This is a genomic window from Halomonas sp. TD01 (genome assembly GCF_923868895.1).
GTDB lineage: Bacteria > Pseudomonadota > Gammaproteobacteria > Pseudomonadales > Halomonadaceae > Vreelandella.
In genome coordinates this window covers 1,165,694-1,183,331 of the sequence record NZ_OV350343.1, presented here as the reverse complement: position 1 = coordinate 1,183,331, position 17,638 = coordinate 1,165,694, and the positions used below count along the sequence as shown (strand labels likewise).

General features: G+C 54.9%; 15 protein-coding genes and 1 other RNA gene. 8 read left to right on the top strand and 8 right to left on the bottom strand.

Annotation, left to right across the window (positions count from 1 at the left end; translation table 11 throughout):
- Positions 1-22 precede the first annotated feature (22 nt).
- On the bottom strand, positions 23-766 hold the full coding sequence (locus tag L1X57_RS05595; RefSeq protein WP_009723364.1) for a 3-deoxy-D-manno-octulosonic acid kinase: 744 nt from the start codon (positions 764-766) through the stop codon (positions 23-25).
- Between L1X57_RS05595 and L1X57_RS05590 the strand changes: the two genes are divergently transcribed.
- From L1X57_RS05590 to waaA, 3 genes are read left to right on the top strand one after another with little or no spacing between them, the layout of a single operon-like run.
- On the top strand, positions 765-1,862 hold the full coding sequence (locus L1X57_RS05590; RefSeq protein WP_009723365.1) for a glycosyltransferase family 9 protein: 1,098 nt from the start codon (positions 765-767) through the stop codon (positions 1,860-1,862). The two genes, L1X57_RS05595 and L1X57_RS05590, sit on opposite strands and share 2 nt — an antisense overlap.
- Positions 1,852-3,282 carry a bifunctional D-glycero-beta-D-manno-heptose-7-phosphate kinase/D-glycero-beta-D-manno-heptose 1-phosphate adenylyltransferase HldE gene (gene hldE, locus L1X57_RS05585; RefSeq protein WP_009723366.1) on the top strand — a complete coding sequence of 477 codons (1,431 nt, stop codon included), beginning with the start codon at positions 1,852-1,854 and terminating at the stop codon, positions 3,280-3,282. Before L1X57_RS05590 ends, hldE begins: the two co-directional genes overlap by 11 nt.
- A complete protein-coding gene (gene waaA, locus L1X57_RS05580; protein ID WP_009723367.1) occupies positions 3,282-4,571 on the top strand; it encodes a lipid IV(A) 3-deoxy-D-manno-octulosonic acid transferase in 1,290 nt (429 codons plus the stop codon). Before hldE ends, waaA begins: the two co-directional genes overlap by 1 nt.
- On the opposite strand, the gene rpiA is transcribed toward waaA, so the two are convergent.
- Positions 4,563-5,237 (bottom strand): ribose-5-phosphate isomerase RpiA, encoded by a 675-nt coding sequence (gene rpiA / locus L1X57_RS05575; RefSeq protein WP_009723368.1) that lies wholly within the window; start codon positions 5,235-5,237, stop codon positions 4,563-4,565. The genes waaA and rpiA overlap by 9 nt on opposite strands.
- A gap of 160 nt (positions 5,238-5,397) precedes the next feature.
- Between rpiA and ilvA the strand changes: the two genes are divergently transcribed.
- Entirely contained in the window at positions 5,398-6,912 is a 1,515-nt protein-coding gene (gene ilvA, locus L1X57_RS05570; RefSeq protein WP_009723369.1) for a threonine ammonia-lyase, biosynthetic, read from the top strand.
- A gap of 406 nt (positions 6,913-7,318) precedes the next feature.
- Here the strand turns inward: ilvA and L1X57_RS05565 are convergent, their stop codons facing one another.
- From L1X57_RS05565 to L1X57_RS05555, 3 genes are all read right to left on the bottom strand, one after another.
- Positions 7,319-7,951, bottom strand: coding sequence for a 5-formyltetrahydrofolate cyclo-ligase (locus tag L1X57_RS05565; RefSeq protein ID WP_009723370.1), 633 nt, complete (start codon positions 7,949-7,951; stop codon positions 7,319-7,321).
- Between the two features lie 34 nt (positions 7,952-7,985).
- Positions 7,986-8,168, bottom strand: a non-coding RNA gene (gene ssrS, locus L1X57_RS05560) — 6S RNA.
- A 51-nt stretch (positions 8,169-8,219) separates the two neighbouring features.
- Entirely contained in the window at positions 8,220-8,528 is a 309-nt protein-coding gene (locus L1X57_RS05555) for a cell division protein ZapA (RefSeq protein ID WP_009723371.1), read from the bottom strand.
- A 206-nt stretch (positions 8,529-8,734) separates the two neighbouring features.
- Here L1X57_RS05555 and L1X57_RS05550 point away from each other — a divergent pair, with 206 nt between their 5' ends.
- The 4 genes from L1X57_RS05550 (at position 8,735) to L1X57_RS05535 (ending at position 13,317) form a co-directional block, all read left to right on the top strand.
- Positions 8,735-9,313 (top strand): UPF0149 family protein, encoded by a 579-nt coding sequence (locus L1X57_RS05550; protein ID WP_009723372.1) that lies wholly within the window; start codon positions 8,735-8,737, stop codon positions 9,311-9,313.
- A 14-nt stretch (positions 9,314-9,327) separates the two neighbouring features.
- A complete protein-coding gene (gene pepP / locus L1X57_RS05545; RefSeq protein WP_009723373.1) occupies positions 9,328-10,668 on the top strand; it encodes a Xaa-Pro aminopeptidase in 1,341 nt (446 codons plus the stop codon).
- 86 nt (positions 10,669-10,754) lie between these two features.
- Positions 10,755-11,996, top strand: a complete 1,242-nt coding sequence (gene ubiH / locus L1X57_RS05540) for a 2-octaprenyl-6-methoxyphenyl hydroxylase (RefSeq protein WP_009723374.1) — start codon at positions 10,755-10,757, stop codon at positions 11,994-11,996.
- 64 nt (positions 11,997-12,060) lie between these two features.
- Entirely contained in the window at positions 12,061-13,317 is a 1,257-nt protein-coding gene (locus L1X57_RS05535) for a UbiH/UbiF/VisC/COQ6 family ubiquinone biosynthesis hydroxylase (protein WP_009723375.1), read from the top strand.
- On the opposite strand, the gene L1X57_RS05530 is transcribed toward L1X57_RS05535, so the two are convergent.
- The 3 genes from L1X57_RS05530 to gpmI form a co-directional block, all read right to left on the bottom strand.
- The gene (locus L1X57_RS05530; RefSeq protein WP_009723376.1) at positions 13,314-14,615 is read right to left on the bottom strand and encodes a S41 family peptidase; all 1,302 of its coding nucleotides are present in this window, start codon (positions 14,613-14,615) and stop codon (positions 13,314-13,316) included. The genes L1X57_RS05535 and L1X57_RS05530 overlap by 4 nt on opposite strands.
- Positions 14,616-14,702: 87 nt before the next feature.
- On the bottom strand, positions 14,703-15,839 hold the full coding sequence (locus tag L1X57_RS05525) for a murein hydrolase activator EnvC family protein (protein WP_039869076.1): 1,137 nt from the start codon (positions 15,837-15,839) through the stop codon (positions 14,703-14,705).
- Positions 15,840-15,844: 5 nt separating this feature from the next.
- Complete coding sequence (gene gpmI / locus L1X57_RS05520; protein WP_009723378.1) at positions 15,845-17,407, bottom strand: 2,3-bisphosphoglycerate-independent phosphoglycerate mutase; 1,563 nt, start codon at positions 17,405-17,407, stop codon at positions 15,845-15,847.
- Positions 17,408-17,638 lie beyond the last annotated feature (231 nt).

The window sequence follows — 17,638 nt, the reverse complement described above, 5'->3', positions numbered from 1 at the left end:
TTTGTGTCTTAAGCGCGCTTTTTTATGCGTCGTACCCTCGGCGTATGGCAGGTAGGTTCGCGTGTTGAGTGAATTTATTAATCGAGCGCTCAAGGCGGGCAAGGTTACCTTCCTGCCAAGTGCCAGGTGGCCGCAAGCGGCAGCGATCTAAATCAATCAGCCAGGGCTCGCCATGCGGGTCGACCAATATATTGCGCGCATTAAGGTCAACATGGTCAAGGCCTGCTTGATGGAAGCGCTTTATCATTGTGCCCACGCGCTGAAGCAAAGCGTCATTAGCTTCCCCTGCCGCCAATAAGTCAGCAAGTGCTCGAGCGCCTGGGATCCTGACGGTTATGAGCGCTGCTTCATACGTAGGGCCATAACGGTGAACACAGCAGGCAATGGGGCGCGGAACTGGCAGCCCCAGGTTGTACAACGCGGCGGTTAAGCGCAGCTCGCGAAACGCACGGGTGCGCTCTTCACCCAGCCACAGGTAGCGTTTCTTACTCAGCTTGGCAATGAGTCCACCGCGGCGATAAGGCCGCAATACCCACTGTTCTGAATCACTGGCCTTTAAGAAGAAACTGCTACCCCTTCCTGGTGCTTCCCCAACGATTAAATTACGCTCACGCCAATAGGCCTGATGGAATAGATCGGGTTGAAGTGGGTGTAACCGTATTCGTATCAGTGGTTGCGACAGTTGGTGTGACGTGGCAGCGTCACTTAAACTGTCTGCATCATGTAAAATCAGCCAATTTCTTTGCCGGAGTGCCGCTAAGCGCATGAAGCCCTCTCTGCCTGCTCAACCTAACCATATTGCCATTTTGCGCCTCTCCGCATTGGGAGATGTGTGCAATCTCGTGCCCACGGTGCGCGCGTTACAGCGCCAATGGCCGCACGCTCGCATTACCTGGATAATCGGCAAGGGGGAGCACAGTTTACTGGCGGGGCTTTCTGGGGTCGAGTTTGTTGTCTATGACAAGTCCACCGGTCTTGCGGGCATGCGCGCCCTGTGGAAAGCGCTTTCCGACACTCGCTTTGATGTGCTGCTGCACATGCAGCAGGCGATACGCGCCAGTGTGCTTTCGCTTGGTCTCAAGGCTAATGTACGGGTGGGCTATGATAAGCCCCGCGCCAAAGATGCTCAGCACTGGTTTACCCAGCATCAACTTGCGCCGCATTCCAACGCCCATGTGTTGGAATCGTTTATGGACTTCGCTCGCTTGCTAGGCGTAGAAGATGATCGCCTGGAATGGAATTTGGCCGTACCTCCGGCGGCCTATGAGGAAGCCCATGGGGTCAGCAGAGATGCTCCGTATCTCGTCATTAATCCTTGTAGCAACGCGCGGTTGCGCAACTTTCGCAATTGGTCAGTGGAAGGCTATGCCAGCGTGATTGAACATGCCTGGGTACAGCATGGTCTGAAGAGCGTGTTGACCGGTGGCGGTAGCTCATTAGAGCGAGAAATCGGTGACCAAATTGAGGCGCTGTGTCAGCCGGGTAGCGTGATTAATGCTATCGGCGGTACGTCGCTCAAAGGAGTACTGGCGCTAATCGATAACGCCCGCGCGGTTATCGCGCCTGATACGGGGCCAGCGCATATGGGTAATGCCATGGGTACACCCACGCTTGGCCTCTACGCGACCACTAATCCCCAACGCGCAGCGCCTTATTGTTGGCGAGATTTTGCGGTAAACGCCTACCCAGAAGCAGTTCGCACGTATCTGAATAAATCGGTAGATGACGTTAGTTGGGGGCAGCGAGTACGCCACGCGGATGCCATGGATTTAATCAAGGCCGACGACGTGATTGCTAAGTTAGACGCGCTGCTGGCATATACCGCAGCGCAGCCAACAACAGGACCTTCGGATGAAAGTTGATTTAACCGCCCTGGAACACGCTCGCGTACTGGTGGTAGGGGATGTGATGCTCGACCGCTATTGGCATGGTGGAACGTCGCGTATTTCGCCCGAAGCGCCTGTACCAGTGGTGCGTGTAGAGGATGCCGATGACCGCCCAGGTGGCGCGGCGAACGTGGCGCTGAATGTGGCCTCTCTCGGTGGCCATGCTGCCCTGGCTGGGGTCGTGGGTGAGGACGAAAATGCTGAGTTGCTAACGTCGCGTTTGGCGGCTTCAAATGTAAGTACTTACTTTCAGCGAAGCCCGCAGATACCAACGATTACGAAGCTGCGAGTGATGAGTCGTAACCAACAGTTACTGCGGTTGGATTTTGAGCAACGCCTCGATGGCGTCGATACCACAGCACTGCTGGAACAGGTCGAAAAAGCGTTGCCTGATTGCGATGTGATGATTCTTTCCGACTACGGTAAAGGAACGCTTAACCAGGTCGAGACACTGGTTCAGATGGCTCGTGCTTTCGGCAAGCGAGTGCTGGTCGACCCGAAAGGACAAGATTTTAGTAAGTATCGTGGGGCGAGTTTGATTACGCCTAATTTAACCGAATTTGAGGCGGTGGTTGGTCACTGCGTCAATGATGATGTCCTTGCCCAGCGCGGAGAAGCGCTCCGCGCTGAGCTTGAGTTAGAAGCGCTGTTAATCACCCGCAGCGAAAAAGGCATGACCTTGATCCGAGAAGGCCATGCGCCGCTACATTTACCCACCCGAGCCCAGGAAGTGTTCGACGTAACCGGTGCCGGTGATACCGTGATTGGCCTGATGGGGCTAGCGCTGGCATCAGGCCATGCATTGCCGGAAGCGATGATGTTGGCCAACCTGGGGGCAGGCTTGGTGGTCGCTAAGCCGGGAACGGCGACGCTCTCGATAGCCGAACTCTACACCGCGCTACATGGCGACAAACTAGCTGAGTTCGGGGTGATTGACCAAGTTCCGCTGGTCGATGCCGTGCGTGCTGCCCAGCTGCGCGGCGAGCGCGTGGTGATGACTAATGGCTGCTTTGATATTCTCCATGCAGGACACGTGGCCTACTTAGAACAAGCCAAACGCCTGGGTGACCGTCTCATCGTTGCGGTGAATGACGATGCCTCTATTGGGCGTTTGAAAGGTCCCAAACGGCCAATAAATCCGCTTAACCGTCGTATGCAAGTGTTGGCAGGGTTAGGCGCTGTCGATTGGGTCGTACCCTTTAGTGATGATACTCCCCAGGCGCTGATTGAAGCCGTTTTGCCGGATATCTTGGTGAAAGGTGGTGATTACCGCCCTGAAGATATTGCCGGTGGTGAAGCCGTTATCGCCAACGGTGGTGACGTTAAAGTATTGGGCTTTGAAGATGGTGTATCGACTACCGCAATGATCAGCTCGATTTTGGATCGTGAGGGTTAATGGCGTCGCCAGTTTGGCCGCGTCTGGTCTATTCAGCGGCGCTCTATGTCTTGTCTCCGCTTATTTTATGGCGTATTTGGCGGGAGCAAGTACTTACTTACTCCCGCTTGCAGCGTTTTGGTATGCGCCTGGGTGCGCTTCCTCAAGCGCCACGAATTTGGTTGCACTGCGCCTCGGTGGGGGAAGTGCGCGCTGCGCGTCCGCTGATAGAAGGTTTGCTGGCGCGCTACCCTCATCACAGCCTGCTGCTTACCACCATGACCGCGACTGGAGCTCAGCAAGCTCAGGCGCTAATTGATGAACAAGCTGCACCTGACCAAGTAAGGCTCGCGCACTGCTTTCTACCCTTGGATTTCCCAGGTGCAGCCAAGCGCTTTATTGCCCGCGTGCAGCCCACCCTTGCCATTTTGTTTGAAACCGAGCTATGGCCCAATTTGCTGCACGCTTGCCACCAACAAGCGGTACCTGTTGCGGTTGTGAACGGGCGGCTATCGCCGCGAGCCTTTGCACGTTATCAGCGCCTGCGCTCGTTGATGGCGGGTGCATTAGTTAATGTCACATGGCTGGCTGCTAAATCTGTGCAAGATGCCGAGCGCTTTCAAGCCTTAGGATGTCGTGCAGAAGTAACCCGTGTCGTGGGCTCGTTAAAATTTGAAGTACCTTCTCAGGAAAAGGCTTTAAAAGAGAGTGAATGCTTACTTCAAGCGTGGGGCGTGCGCCCAGTGTGGGTGGCAGGCTCTACCCGTGAAGGAGAGGAAGCACTGCTCTTGGAGGCTCACCGCCAACTATTAAAGCGCTTTCCAACAGCGTTATTGGTACTGGTGCCACGGCACCCTCAGCGTTTTGACGAGGTGGCTAGCCTGTGTGCCCAGGGCGGCTGGACACTCAGCCGTCGCAGCCAGCAGCAGGCCGTCACGCCACAAATGCAGATATACCTGGGTGACACGCTAGGGGAGCTAGCAACGCTTTATGCAGCAGGCCATGTGGCTTATGTCGGTGGTAGTTTGGTGCCGTTGGGCGGCCACAACGTGCTGGAGCCTGCGGCGTTGGGTAAGCCGGTGCTCTGCGGCCCTTCGCTTGAGAACTTTAGCGATGTGGCTGAGCCGCTATTGTCGTCAGGCGCATTAAGCGTGGTGGATACCCCCGACGCCTTGGCCGACGCACTGGCCGAGCTACTGGTAAGTCCACCTTTCGCCCAGCACATTGGGCATGCTGGGCGAAAGGTGGTTGAAGACAACCGAGGAGCGCTAGCGCGCACTCTCGATGGGCTTAGCCAGTGGCTAACGTAACGCGGTTCGTTCCACGCCGTTCTCTGTACCCAGCAGCAGCACATCAGCACCGCGTTGAGCGAATAACCCGTTTGTTACCACGCCCACAATGGCATTAATCCGTGCCTCCATGGACGCTGGGTCGTCGATCATAAAATCAAAGCAGTCGATAATCTGGTTGCCATTATCGGTGACGACACCTTGTCGATAGACAGGGTCTGCGCCTAGCTTGACCAATTCCCGAGCGACGTAGGAGCGCGCCATGGGAATTACTTCTACCGGCAGTGGGAAGTTGCCTAATTGAGCAACGTATTTCGAACCATCGGCAATGCAAATAAATCGCTTGGCGCAGGCGGCGACGATTTTTTCCCGGGTCAGTGCTGCGCCTCCCCCCTTAATCATTTGTAAGTTAGCGTTTACTTCGTCTGCACCATCGATGTAAAAAGGTACATCGCCAACATTGTTGAGCTCGAATATCTCGATACCTAGCGCCTGTAGGCGTTTAGCACTGGCTTCTGAGCTGGCAACAGCGCCTTTGAAACGATCTCTTAGCGGGCCTAAACGGTCAATAAACAGGTTCGCTGTTGAGCCTGTGCCAATACCTAGCACGGTGTCTTTTTCGAGATGAGGCTCAATCTCTTTAATCGCAGCGTCCGCTACGGCCGCTTTCAATTCATCTTGGGTCATCACATTTTCCTGCGTCAGGGTTAGGCAGTGCTCCCTAGTATAACGGCCTTAGCGCCCACTGCCGATGGAAACGCCGCTAGACGACGCTAGGCGTAATCTGCTACCAATAAAGGCTTTGCTCGCACCCGTCAGGGTCACGTTATTTTTCTGGGATTCCCGCATGCTCGAAGCAACCGTCAAAAAGATTCTCCAAGCCCGCGTTTATGAAGCCGCTTGTGAGACCCCTATTTCCCCCGCTCCCTTTTTGTCGCGTCGTTTCAATAACCAAATTTTGATCAAGCGCGAAGATCTGCAGCCCGTGTTTTCATTCAAGATTCGTGGTGCCTACAACAAAATGGCCCAGCTATCTGAAGAGCAGAAGGCCAAGGGAGTGATCGCAGCATCGGCGGGGAACCACGCTCAGGGGCTGGCCATGGCAGCTAAGCTAATGGGCGTGAAAGCGGTTATTGTGATGCCGCGGATTACGCCCGATATCAAGGTTCAGGCAGTGCGCGCCCGCGGTGCGAAAGTTATTTTAAAAGGTGACGCATTTGCCGCTGCTGCTGAACATGCTCAAGAATTGATTAAAGAGCACGGCTATACCTATATCCCGCCGTTTGACGATATCGATGTAGTCGCAGGTCAGGGCACTATCGGTGTAGAAATTCTTCGTCAGCACAGCGGCCGTTTAGACGCTATTTTTATTCCTGTTGGTGGCGGCGGCTTAATTGCGGGGGTGGCGGCATATGTGAAATATCTGCGCCCAGATATCAAAATCATCGCCGTAGAAGCCGAAGATAGCGCCTGTTTAAAAGCAGCACTGGAAGCTGGGGAGCGTGTTGTACTGGATCAGGTTGGCGTGTTTGCGGAAGGCGTAGCCGTCGCGCAAATCGGCGAGGTGCCCTTTTCATTAGTGCGCGATTTAATCGACGATGTCATCACGGTGAATACCGATGAAATGTGCGCTGCCGTGAAGGATATATTTGAGGATACCCGCGCCGTCGCAGAAACATCAGGCGCGCTTTCGTTGGCCGGCCTGAAGAAATATGTGCAGCAAACCGGCGCTGAAGGCGAGACGCTGCTGTGTATCAACTCTGGCGCGAACACTAATTTTGATCGTTTGCAGCATATTGCAGAGCGCACCGAGCTGGGTGAGCAGCGCGAAGCGATCTTGGCAGTAACCATTGCGGAAAAACCAGGCAGTTTTAAAAAGTTCTGCCGTACACTGGGTAAGCGGATGGTGACCGAGTTCAGCTATCGCTATGCGGATAATAGCGAGGCTCATATCTTTGTTGGTGTTCAAGTTAAACCGGGTGGGGAAGATCGTCAGGCGGTGATTGATAAGCTTCGTGAAGGTGGCTATCAAGTTGAAGATTTAACCGATAATGAGCTGGCGAAGTTGCATATTCGTCATCTTAGCGGTGGTCGGCCTAGTGAACGCTTTGAAGAAGAGCTTTATCGTTTTGAGTTTCCTGAGCGGCCTGGTGCGTTGATGAACTTTTTAACCCAGCTGCCCCATGACTGGAATATTTCACTGTTCCATTATCGAAATCATGGGGCTGCCTATGGTCGTGTGCTAGTCGGTATGCAAGTGCCGAGTAGTGATCAAACACATGTCGCAGAGTACTTAGATGCGATTGGCTACCGTTATTGGCGGGAGAGTGATAATCCAGCGTATCGGCTTTTTATGGCGTAAACAATTGTAAGTGCTCACTAACCCCAGGATACAGAGCTGCTAAGAAATATGAACTTTTAGAAACGTTTAATGGCGCGTTAAAAATAGCGCTGAAAGCAGTTGTCAGTCTTCCTCTATGGCCCTATAGTCGTGGGCGAAATTAATGAGGTGTGTCATCTTTTGATAAGCATTGCCTAGATGACGCACTAAGGGCATTTGGCAACTGTGAAAGACGTTGGAGATGAGGCATGCGGCGGAGAAAGCCTGATATGGTGATGGCGCTAACGGTGGTGTTTTTACTTGGGGTACTCGCCACTGGATATGCGCAAGCGCTGTCGGGGAGTTAACTTACTAGGTTAATCACAGCGCTTTCAGCGTAAACGCTGCACCTAGCTAGTGGATGTTTAAAACGGGCTGATCTTTAAGATCAGCCCGTTTTTGTTGGTCGAATAACCATCGTGTCGCTGGCTACCACGTCCAGCGGTATGTCCCAAGGCTCGATGGGTAGCGCATCCACCTGTTGGCAGGCGTGAGCAACGCCTATTAGTGTTGGCGCTGGCCCTTGGTGGCGCATAAAAGCAAGACTTCGATCATAGAAACCGCCTCCCATGCCCATGCGGTTTGCTTGCTTATCAAACCCAACCAGCGGAACAATAAGTGTATCTAGCGCCCAGGCAGGCAGGCGATTACGTCGCTCGGCAGCAAACCGTGTGCAGGGTTCCGCGATGCCAAAGCGATTTTTAACCATAGGGGTGGTTTCGCGGTAAGCAACAAACCAAAGGCGATTAGCCGAAAATGGGCGCAATACAGGTAAGTAAATGCTTACTTTCCGCTGGCGAAGCCAAGGGAGCAGTTGTGTCGGGTCTATCTCGCCATTAACCGGTAAATAAAGACTAATGCGTCTCGCGCGACGAATTTCAGGCAGCCGTTTAAGGCGCTGGCAAAGAGAGGCAGCGGCTTGTTTTTGCTGATTCGGGGAAAGGGTGCGACGTCTACGTCTAAGCTCACGGCGAAGCGCAGTTTTATCGCCGAGTGTACTGCGGTCAGCAGTGTCGTTCATAACGAGCTACTCGTGACGAGCTAACTAAGACTAAGTGTTCCCCAGAATGCCGCTGTCGTTCTGGCCCTGAACCTACTGGTTCAGGTGGGTGGCCGCAGCCAAACCGTCAGGCTTTCCGACGCACGGACATGCACACGGGTTTGGCTAGCATTTGGCCCCCTGGGTACTTCGCATAGGCTCGAGGGACTATAACGACTGGCGTACACCCCAGAGAACACCACTATCCTAACAGAGCCAGTGATAATGCCAAAGAGTCAACAGCAGGTTCTTATGGTTCTTTTTGTTGGCGTGTGTCAGCCAGTGCCCGTTCAAGGCGGTCGTTTAGGCGGCTAAGGTTTGCTTCGCTCGCGCGGTGCTCATCCATAATCTCAAGTAACTCATGGGTGATATTCAGGGCTGCCATCACCGCAACCCGCTCACTGCCAAGGGCGTTGCTTTGGGCATGAATGCCATTCATCGCGCGATCTAAATAGCGAGCAGCGCGTTCCAGCTTGGCTTCTTCGCCGGTGTCGCAAGCAATCATGTAGCTGCGACCCAGTAGGGTGATTTCTTTGGTTGGCCGCTTCGCGTTACTCATCAAAAACTCCAGCACCGGTCATTTTATTGACCAATGCGTTAACATCGCTGCATAGGAAGGATAGTTGGCGTTCACTATAAGAGAGCGGCTTATGTGGGGTCAACGCACAGGCGCGCGCGTCGTGAGATTCCTTCCGCGGTTAAACACCCTTTTAGACACGTTGTTACGACGACTTCATTCCCTATTTTGTACAGCGAGCAATACCTATGTCCCTAATCAATGAGCGCCAGGATTTTTCTGACGTCGCCGATGTTTTTCTACTTCATGGAAGTATGCAGTCGCCCGCATTTTTAGATGGCCGCCTTAGTGGTCTACTAGCGCTACGCGACGTGACAGCTGAAGCATGGCTAGAAGAGGTATGCCTAAGCTTAGGTGTCGAACAGCCGCGAGACGCGGCTAGCGCTGAACGTTTACTGGGCTGGCGGCGTCAAACGCTGGAAGCATTGAGCGCCAGCGATTTGAATTACACGCCGCTGCTGCCCGATGAGCTTTTTTCACTCGCCGAGCAAGCCCAGGGCCTGAAAGAGTGGACGTTGGGTTTTATGGAAGTCGTCGAGGACGTGGCTGATGAGGCGCTACGCGAACGCTGGTCTAAGACGCTACAAGAGGCCATCGATGATCTTGCAGGACTGGTACAGATCGAAACAGACATCGATGATAGCCCTGAGAACGAAAATGATTTATTTGCGCTGACGGAACATGCGCGTATGGCGGCCATGCTGCTCTACACCGAGCAGCACCCAGGGATGCCCCAGGTGGAGCAGACCGACGCCCCCGTTCATTAATACAGGAGTTATCTATGTTGCTTGAGTCACTGCCTCGGCCCGCCGCTATTACGCCTGAAGAATACCGCCAGCGCCGAGAAACGCTCATCGCCCAACTACCTGCCAATGCTGCGCTGGTGGTGCCAAGTGCTTCCTTGGTAACGCGCTCTCACGATAGCGAATACACGTTCCGTCAGCAGAGTGATTTTTACTACCTAACCGGCATTCAAGAGCCCGACGCATTGCTGGTGTTGTTGCCTGGCCGAGAGGCAGGCCAAAGCGTGGTGTTTTGCCAAGACCGCGATGCGACCATGGAAGCCTGGACGGGTAGGCGTCTTGGTGCCCAGGGCATTGAGGCTCAACACGGTATTGATCAAGCGATTGAAAATGTCCAGCGGGAAGAGCAGTTGCCAGGTCTATTAGCAGGCCGCGCAATGCTCTATCTGCCGTTAGATAACCCCGAGGCGTTAAGTATTGCAGAAGAGGCGTTGGCCTTCGCTCAGGCTGGTCTGCGCCGGGGCAAGCCAGCATTGAAAGGGTGGTTGGATAGCCGGCCACTTATTCATGAGATGCGCCTTATTAAAAGCCCTGCTGAAACTGCCCTACTGCGCCATGCGGCAGCTATTTCAGCCAGGGCGCATACGCGTGCGATGCGTACCTGCCGTCCAGGGTTAAGCGAGTATCAGTTGCAGGCAGAGTTAGAGCACGAATTCGTTTGGCAGGGGGCTAGCGGGCCAGCGTATAGCACCATTGTTGGTGGTGGCGTTAACGCTTGCGTGCTGCACTATATTGAGAACAGCGATACGTTGCAGGCCGATACACTTGTGCTGATTGACGCAGGGGCCGAGTTCGACCTCTACGCGGGGGATATTACCCGTACGTTCCCGGTTAACGGTCGGTTCAACGACGCTCAGCGGGCGCTTTATCAAGTGGTGCTAGATGCACAAGAGCGTGCTGTGCACGCCGTCAAGCCGGGAGCCACGCTGGCGGGTATTCACCAAGGGGTCGTGAGTGATTTAACCGCTGGGCTGATCGATCTCGGATTGTTAGAGGGCGATGTGCAGGCGCGCATTGACGATGAGAGTTATCGGCGCTTCTACCTGCACTCTACATCACATTGGCTGGGGTTAGACGTGCATGACGTAGGCGCTTATCGGCTGGATGAAGAGACACCGCGACTTCTAGCCGAAGGAATGGTCGTCACAATTGAGCCTGGTTTATACATTCCCTGCGATGACGACATTCCTGCGGCTTACCGCGGTATTGGAATTCGTATTGAAGACGATGTCGTGGTGACCCGGGATGGGCAAGAGGTGCTTACGTCAGCAGTGCCAAAAAAAATTGCTGATATAGAGCAATTAATGGCTAATAAATAAGCAGTAAAATTTTACTGTTATTTGATTATGTAATTTACATTACGAAATTACGTTTGCTGGGTTTGGTTTATCCGTAGGAGATGTCAATGCATGGGACTAAGCAGGTAAGACAACACCAGCAGGAAGCAACGCTCACCCACGATATTGTTATTGTGGGGGGCGGGCTGGTCGGTGCCAGCTTAGGCTGTGCGTTAGCGCCATTAATTGAACGTTATGGCTGGCGCGTGGCAATTATTGAAGCGGCGGCCCTGCCTGATAACGTTGATAATTCAGCGTGGCAGCCGAGCTTTGATGCTAGGGCCAGCGCTATCGCTGAAGGCTCCGCTCAGCGCTTTCGCCAACTGGGCGTTTGGGAGGCGATGCGTAGTGAAGCAACCCCGATCAAGCGTATACATATCAGCGAGCGAGGTCGCTTAGGTGCCGCGAGGCTTAGTGCCAAGGAGTTAGGTGTGTCGGCATTGGGGCATGTTATTCCTAATGCTTGGATGGGGCGTGTGTTGCATCACCAGCTTCAGCAACTGTCGATTGAGTGGCACTGCCCTGCAACGGTGGCGCAACTGACGCCACAAGCTAACGGTCACCGCCTTATACTTTCCGACGGTAGTGAGCTAACGGCGGCGCTGACTATTCTCGCTGATGGCGGCCGATCTGGGCTGAAAGAGCAACTGGGTATTAGTAGTCGTCATCGCTCTTATGAGCAGACCGCCGTCATTGCCCACGTGGGCATTAGCCAACCTCATCAAGGGGTGGCTTACGAGCGCTTTACGGCAGAGGGGCCGATTGCGTTACTGCCATTACCAGGCCAGGCCATGGAGCTGGTCTGGACGCATGCCAGCGGCACTGAGCAGGCGCGGTTAGCGCTTTCTGATTCGGCGTTTTTGCGCCAGCTACAAGCTGTCTTTGGTGATCGAGTAGGGCGTTTTACTCGGGTGGGGCAGCGTTTCAGCTACCCGCTTTCACTGATTACTGCTGAAGAGCCGGTTCGACCCGGGTTGGCAGTGCTGGGAAATGCTGCCCATGCGCTGCATCCGGTGGCGGGTCAGGGGTTCAACTTGGCGCTACGCTCAGTGATGGATCTGGTCGAGGAGTTGGCGCAGGGTGCCCAAAATCAGCGTGCCCTGAGCGATATGGAAACGCTACTGGCGTTTGAGCGACGTCGTGCTCATGACCGCTCTAATGTGATTCGGTTTAGCGATGGATTAGTACGTCTATTTGGCTATTCGCTGCCTCTACTGCCGCACGCCCGAGCAGCCGGGCTGGTGGGGCTTAATTTAGTGGGCCCGCTTCGCCGCAGCTTGGCACGCCGAGCAATGGGCCTAGAGCGCTGACGCAAAAAGTAGCTGCTGACTCAGCAACGTCACTATGATCCAGCAAAGCAACTAAAGGAACGTTATGAAAACGCAAACAGCGGCAATAGATGTGCCGGTTGAACGTTTTGACGCGGTGATCGTAGGAGCCGGGATGGTCGGCACGGCGCTAACAGGGCTGCTGGCTAGCGCTGGGATGCAAGTGGCGTTGGTAGAAACCAAAGCAGAGCCGCTTCGCTTAGATGCTTTTGGCGACCACTCGCCTGCCCCCAGGGTGAGTGCACTAACGCCGGTTTCTCAACGCTTGCTCTCGCACTTGAAGGCGTGGCCCGCGATGGCCGCTACGCGCATAACGCCTTATCGCTATATGCAGGTGTGGGATGCGGAGGGGAGCGGTAGCATCCATTTTTCCGCCGATGAAGCAGGTGCACCCGTACTTGGTCATATTGTTGAAAACGATGTGACATTGGCCGCTTTGAATGAGCAGATACGAATGTTGCCTACGGTTAGCACTTTCTTTGGGGTTGGCGTGGAGGCTTTGCAAACCTCAGATAACGGGCGCTGGCTAGTATTGGATGATGGCCGCCAACTGAACACACCGTTATTAATTGCTGCCGACGGTGCACGTTCCACCATGCGTGAACTGGCAGGAATCTCGGTGGCCGAAGAGTCTATGCAGCAAGAGGCCGTCGTTACCACCGTAAGGTGTGAGAAATCCCATGGAGGCACGGCTCGCCAGGCTTTTATCGCCGGGCGCCCGCTGGCCTTTTTGCCGTTAACGGTAAACGGTGATGATCGCTACTGCTCAATTGTCTGGTCGACCACGCCTGAGCATGCACATCAACTTACTGAACTCTCTAGTGATGCGTTGGGACAGGCGCTAAGTGATGCCTTTGACTACCGTTTAGGTCAGGTGAGCGCCGTCGATGCGGCCTATCGCTTTCCGCTTATCCAGCGCCACGCCGCTCACTACGTACAGCCTAATTTTGCACTGGTGGGCGATGCTGCCCATAGCATTCACCCGCTAGCGGGGCAGGGCGTTAACCTAGGATTTATGGATGCAGCAGTGCTGGCTGAGGAAGTGGTTAATGCATGGCAGCGAGGAGCACCCTGGGGGGCGCTGACCACGCTCAGTCGCTATGAGCGGCGTAGGCGCTTAGACAACAGCGCCATGCTAGGGCTGATGAAAGGATTTAAAGTGCTTTTCGGTAGCCAGCTGCCCGCACTGACGCTGGCGCGTAATATGGGGATGAGTGGTATGAATCAGTTGGTGCCGTTAAAACGACTGGTGATGCGGCAGGCTATCGGAGAACGAGGACGCCTGCCGCAATCGTGTCGTTAACGGCGCCGGCGATCCACCACGTTTAGCGCTTTGAGTAGGTTCAGCGCTTCACTTAGCTGATAATCCTCGCGCAGGCGCTGAGACATTTCTGCACGTTCCCGGGGCATGGCGTCTTGGCCGCTTAGGTGACCATCAAGATCGGCTTCGCGGATTTGGCGTTGTCCCTCAGCCACTTCTAGGCGGCCGCGCACCACTTCCACATCAGGCTCGATACCTTGCGCTTGGATTGAGCGCCCATTGGGGGTGTAGTAAAGAGCAGTTGTCAGCTTAAGTCCTTCACCATTGCCAAGCGGCATGATCTGCTGCACCGAGCCTTTGCCAAAGCTTTCGGTGCCCATAATCACCCCGCGACGTTGGTCTTGAAGCGCCCCTGCGACAATTTCAGCTGCTGAGGCGCTACCGCTGTTTATCAGCACCACCAGCGGCACGTCACCGGCGGGTGTCTCCTGCGATGCTGAAAACGACATTTCGGTGTCGGAAAGCCGCCCTTCGGTGTACACAATTAGCCCTTCATCCAGAAATAGGTCGGCAACGCCGACGGCGGCTTGCAAAACCCCACCTGGGTTATTGCGTAAGTCGAGAATGAGACCCTCAAGCGGCTGCTCTCGAGCCATGCGTTCTAACGATCTACGTGCCTGCTCTGGGGTGCGCGACTGAAACTGGCTAATTCGCAAGTAGCCATAGCCTGTCTCCAACACCTCATGTTTAACGCTTTCGCTGCGAATTACTTCGCGCGTCAGTGTGAACTCTCTCGGTGACTCTTCACCCGCTCGCAAAACGGAAATACGCAGCTGGCTACCTGGTTCACCGCGCATCTGGTTTACCGCCTCTTGAAGCGAGAGGCTGTCGGTTGGCGTTCCATCGATGGCCACAATTACATCGCGAGACAACAGTCCCGCTCGTGAAGCCGGTGTGTCATCGATGGGAGTGATGACCATTAGCTGCCCGTTTTCAGTTCCTACTTCAATGCCAATACCGCCAAACTCACCCTGGGTGGATTCGCGCAGGCTTTGGTACTCTTCTTCGTCTAAATAGGCTGAATGAGGATCTAGTTCGCTGAGCATGCCGCGCATGGCATTGCGCAATAGCGTGCGGTCGTCAACCTCTTCGACGTAGCCACGTTTAATACGCTCAAACACTTCAGCAAAGGTTTGAATCTCTTCAAGCGGCAGGTCATCAGCAACGCTATTAGCCGGCTGGGCCACTAAGGGGAGCGGAACCGACAGCAGCACAAGCGGAAGTAGGGTAGCCAAAAAGCGCTTGGCAGGGGCCGATACCTTGGTAACAGATAGCGTCATGCGAGCTCCGCTAGGCGAAAGGCAGCGCCAGAAGGCGCTGCATAAGTTAAGACGTGATGGTTAATTCATATGAGCCAGCTTATCCCGTCAGCGGCGCGCAATCCAACGTTGTGGATTAATTGGCTCACCGCTACGCCGTACTTCGAAGTAAAGCGCGGGGTGGGTCTGCCCGCCGCTGTTGCCAACACGTCCAATTTCAGTGCCACGGCTTACCTGTTGGCCGGGCCGCGCACTAAATTGTTGCAGGTGGGCATAGAGCGTCATAATTTGATCTCCGTGATCAATAATCAGCAGATTACCAAAGCCACGCATCCAGTCGGCGAATACCACGCGGCCCGTATGAACGGCTGCTACGGTACTGCCCGAATCTGCTCGGATCACAATACCGTTATAGTGCACGCCGTCTCTGCGCTGGAAGGTTGCCGTAATGGATCCTTGAACAGGCCAGGGTAAATCGCCCTGAGTGCGGGTGATATGGGTGGTTGGTGTTGGCTCAGCTAAACGGGCCAGCTCCGCTTGTATCGCTCTCAGCTGCTGTTCGGCTTGTTCACGGCTTTGGTTGAGGTCGGCTAAGCGGTCTTCTTCGCTGCCATAGCGATCATCAAGGGTTGCTACGACGCCACGCCGCTCTTCGGTTCGCTGAGCAAGTAAAGCGCTTTGCTCCTCTAGCTCGTCAGCTAACGCATCAAGGCGCGTTTGACGCTCACTGAGCGCTTGCTCGGTATCTGCCAGTGCGTGGTCGAGGCGGCTTATATCCGTAAGGCGTTGCTGGCGCGCCTGAGTCAGGCGATTTAGATACGCCTGCATTCGATCCAGCTCGGCTGGATCGCTTTGGTTAAGGAGCAGTTTTAACTGGGGCGTTGGCCCCAGTCGATAAAGGGCTGCCAGCTGTTGGCTCAGCGCAGCGTATTGTGCTTCACGCTCACCTTCCAAGCGCTCTCGGTGCTGGCGAAGTTGGGTCGTTTCGTCGGCCAGCTGACGCCGCTCGGCCTGAAGTTGATCCAGGCGCTGATGAGTCTCGGCAAGCTCCGTTTCCACATGGCGCAGCTCGCGCTCGGCGCTATCCCGTGCTTGCTCGGTGGCACTGAGGCGCTGGGCAGCAGCTTCAATCTCCTGGCCAATCGCATCCAACTGCTGGCGTGCTGCATTTTCATTTGGCTGGGCTAAACTTGCTGGCGCATAACCTAACGCCAGCATGAGCGCGACAGCTAACGTCCATCGCATCAGCATCAATCAAAATGAATCAGTGGTTTGCCTGTCATTGCTTCGGGCTGTGACTGGTTCATCATGGACAATAGCGTCGGTGCTAAATCGCACAGCCGGCCATCTTCCAGCTTGCCATCCCGCTCGCCCACGTAAATCAACGGCACCATAAAGGTGGTGTGGGCCGTTTGCGGTGCGCCGGTCTCTGGATGCACCATCTGCTCGGCATTGCCATGGTCAGCTGTAATCAGGCAAGCGCCCCCGTTACGTTCAATGGCTTCCACTACCCGGCCGACGCAGGTGTCGACGGTTTCAATAGCCTTTACTGCGGCGTTAAAGTCACCGGTGTGGCCAACCATATCGCCGTTGGCATAATTGCACACCATTAAGTCAAAGCGACCACTGTCGATGGCCTCTACCAGCTTATCGGTGATTTCAACGGCGCTCATCTCAGGTTTTTCGTCGTAGGTTTTAACGTCACGGGGTGAGGGCACCAAGATACGCTCTTCGCCTTCGTATTCGGCTTCATTACCGCCGGAGAAGAAAAACGTGACGTGGGGATACTTCTCTGTTTCAGCAATGCGCAGTTGAGTCAGGCCTCGCTTAGCAACCACTTCACCCAGGGTGTCGGTGAGATCCGAAGGGGGGAAGGCCGCTGGTGCCGGAATGTTAGCGGCGTACTGGGTCATCATAACTAAGCCGTCGCCGGCCAGTGTCGGGCGTACTCGACGCTCAAAACCGTCAAAATCAGGTTCAGTGAGTGCGCGAGTTAATTCGCGGGCGCGGTCGGAGCGAAAATTGAGGAAGATCGCCGCATCGCCGTCTTGTAGCGTAATGGCGGTATTATTTAGCGGAATACTGCTAGAAGCGACAAATTCGTCGGTTTCGCCGCGCTGGTAAGCGTCGCGCAGGGCGGTTTCAGCGCTGGAAGCAATAAAGTCAGCGTGGCCGTCGGTCAGCAGGCGGTAGGCTTGCTCAACGCGCTCCCAGCGGTTGTCACGATCCATTGCATAAAAACGGCCAATGATTGAGGCAACAAAGCCGTTGTCAGCACCCACCAGCTCCGACAAACGCGCATTAGCACGCTCGATCGAGCGGAGTGCACTTTGCGGCGGCATATCGCGCCCGTCTAAAAACGCATGAACAAAAATACGCTGTGCGCCGCGTCGGGCGGCGAGCTCCGCCATGGCAATAAAGTGATCTTCGTGGCTGTGCACGCCGCCGGGAGAAAGCAGCCCAAGCAAGTGGACAGCCCGGCCATTGGCAACGGCTTCGTCGATGGGCTTGGTCAGCACCTCATTGGTATCTAGGTCGCCGTCTTCAATTGCTTTGGTGATGCGGGTGAAGTCCTGGTACACAATGCGCCCGGCACCTATGTTCATATGGCCTACTTCGGAATTACCCATCTGCCCGTCAGGGAGACCCACATGGCGACCATCGGTGTGTACAAAGGCATGAGGGCGGTTGGCCCATAGTTTGTCCATGTTGGGCGTATTGGCAGCGGCCACTGCGTTGTGGGCGCTATCGGGGTTGTGGCCGTAGCCATCTAAAATGATTAGCGCCACGGGGCGCGGTGCAGTTGTAGCCATGAAAAACCTCGTTATGTTGGTCAGCCAAGCGACGTGAGGTGCTGTTTGAAACGTTGGTGAAGGTTGCTCAAACAGTTTTCAGACAACACCTTATAATCAGGGTCGCGACAGGCGCGCGCTTGGGGCATCATAACGCAGGCAGCCGTTGGGCGTCATGGCCTGCGCGGAATGCCGTGTGACGTGTATACTTGTTGCGTTTCTGGAGGCGGCTAGGCCGCTTTTTTCTGCATA

Bases quoted from the DNA above. Each gene is read 5' to 3' on its own strand.
- L1X57_RS05590 (WP_009723365.1), top strand. From the start codon at position 765: ATGAAGCCCTCTCTGCCTGCTCAACCTAACCATATTGCCATTTTGCGC.
- L1X57_RS05595 (WP_009723364.1), bottom strand. From the start codon at position 766: ATGCGCTTAGCGGCACTCCGGCAAAGAAATTGGCTGATTTTACATGAT.
- hldE (WP_009723366.1), top strand. From the start codon at position 1,852: ATGAAAGTTGATTTAACCGCCCTGGAACACGCTCGCGTACTGGTGGTA.
- waaA (WP_009723367.1), top strand. From the start codon at position 3,282: ATGGCGTCGCCAGTTTGGCCGCGTCTGGTCTATTCAGCGGCGCTCTAT.
- rpiA (WP_009723368.1), bottom strand. From the start codon at position 5,237: ATGACCCAAGATGAATTGAAAGCGGCCGTAGCGGACGCTGCGATTAAA.
- ilvA (WP_009723369.1), top strand. From the start codon at position 5,398: ATGCTCGAAGCAACCGTCAAAAAGATTCTCCAAGCCCGCGTTTATGAA.
- L1X57_RS05565 (WP_009723370.1), bottom strand. From the start codon at position 7,951: ATGAACGACACTGCTGACCGCAGTACACTCGGCGATAAAACTGCGCTT.
- L1X57_RS05555 (WP_009723371.1), bottom strand. From the start codon at position 8,528: ATGAGTAACGCGAAGCGGCCAACCAAAGAAATCACCCTACTGGGTCGC.
- L1X57_RS05550 (WP_009723372.1), top strand. From the start codon at position 8,735: ATGTCCCTAATCAATGAGCGCCAGGATTTTTCTGACGTCGCCGATGTT.
- pepP (WP_009723373.1), top strand. From the start codon at position 9,328: ATGTTGCTTGAGTCACTGCCTCGGCCCGCCGCTATTACGCCTGAAGAA.
- ubiH (WP_009723374.1), top strand. From the start codon at position 10,755: ATGCATGGGACTAAGCAGGTAAGACAACACCAGCAGGAAGCAACGCTC.
- L1X57_RS05535 (WP_009723375.1), top strand. From the start codon at position 12,061: ATGAAAACGCAAACAGCGGCAATAGATGTGCCGGTTGAACGTTTTGAC.
- L1X57_RS05530 (WP_009723376.1), bottom strand. From the start codon at position 14,615: ATGACGCTATCTGTTACCAAGGTATCGGCCCCTGCCAAGCGCTTTTTG.
- L1X57_RS05525 (WP_039869076.1), bottom strand. From the start codon at position 15,839: ATGCGATGGACGTTAGCTGTCGCGCTCATGCTGGCGTTAGGTTATGCG.
- gpmI (WP_009723378.1), bottom strand. From the start codon at position 17,407: ATGGCTACAACTGCACCGCGCCCCGTGGCGCTAATCATTTTAGATGGC.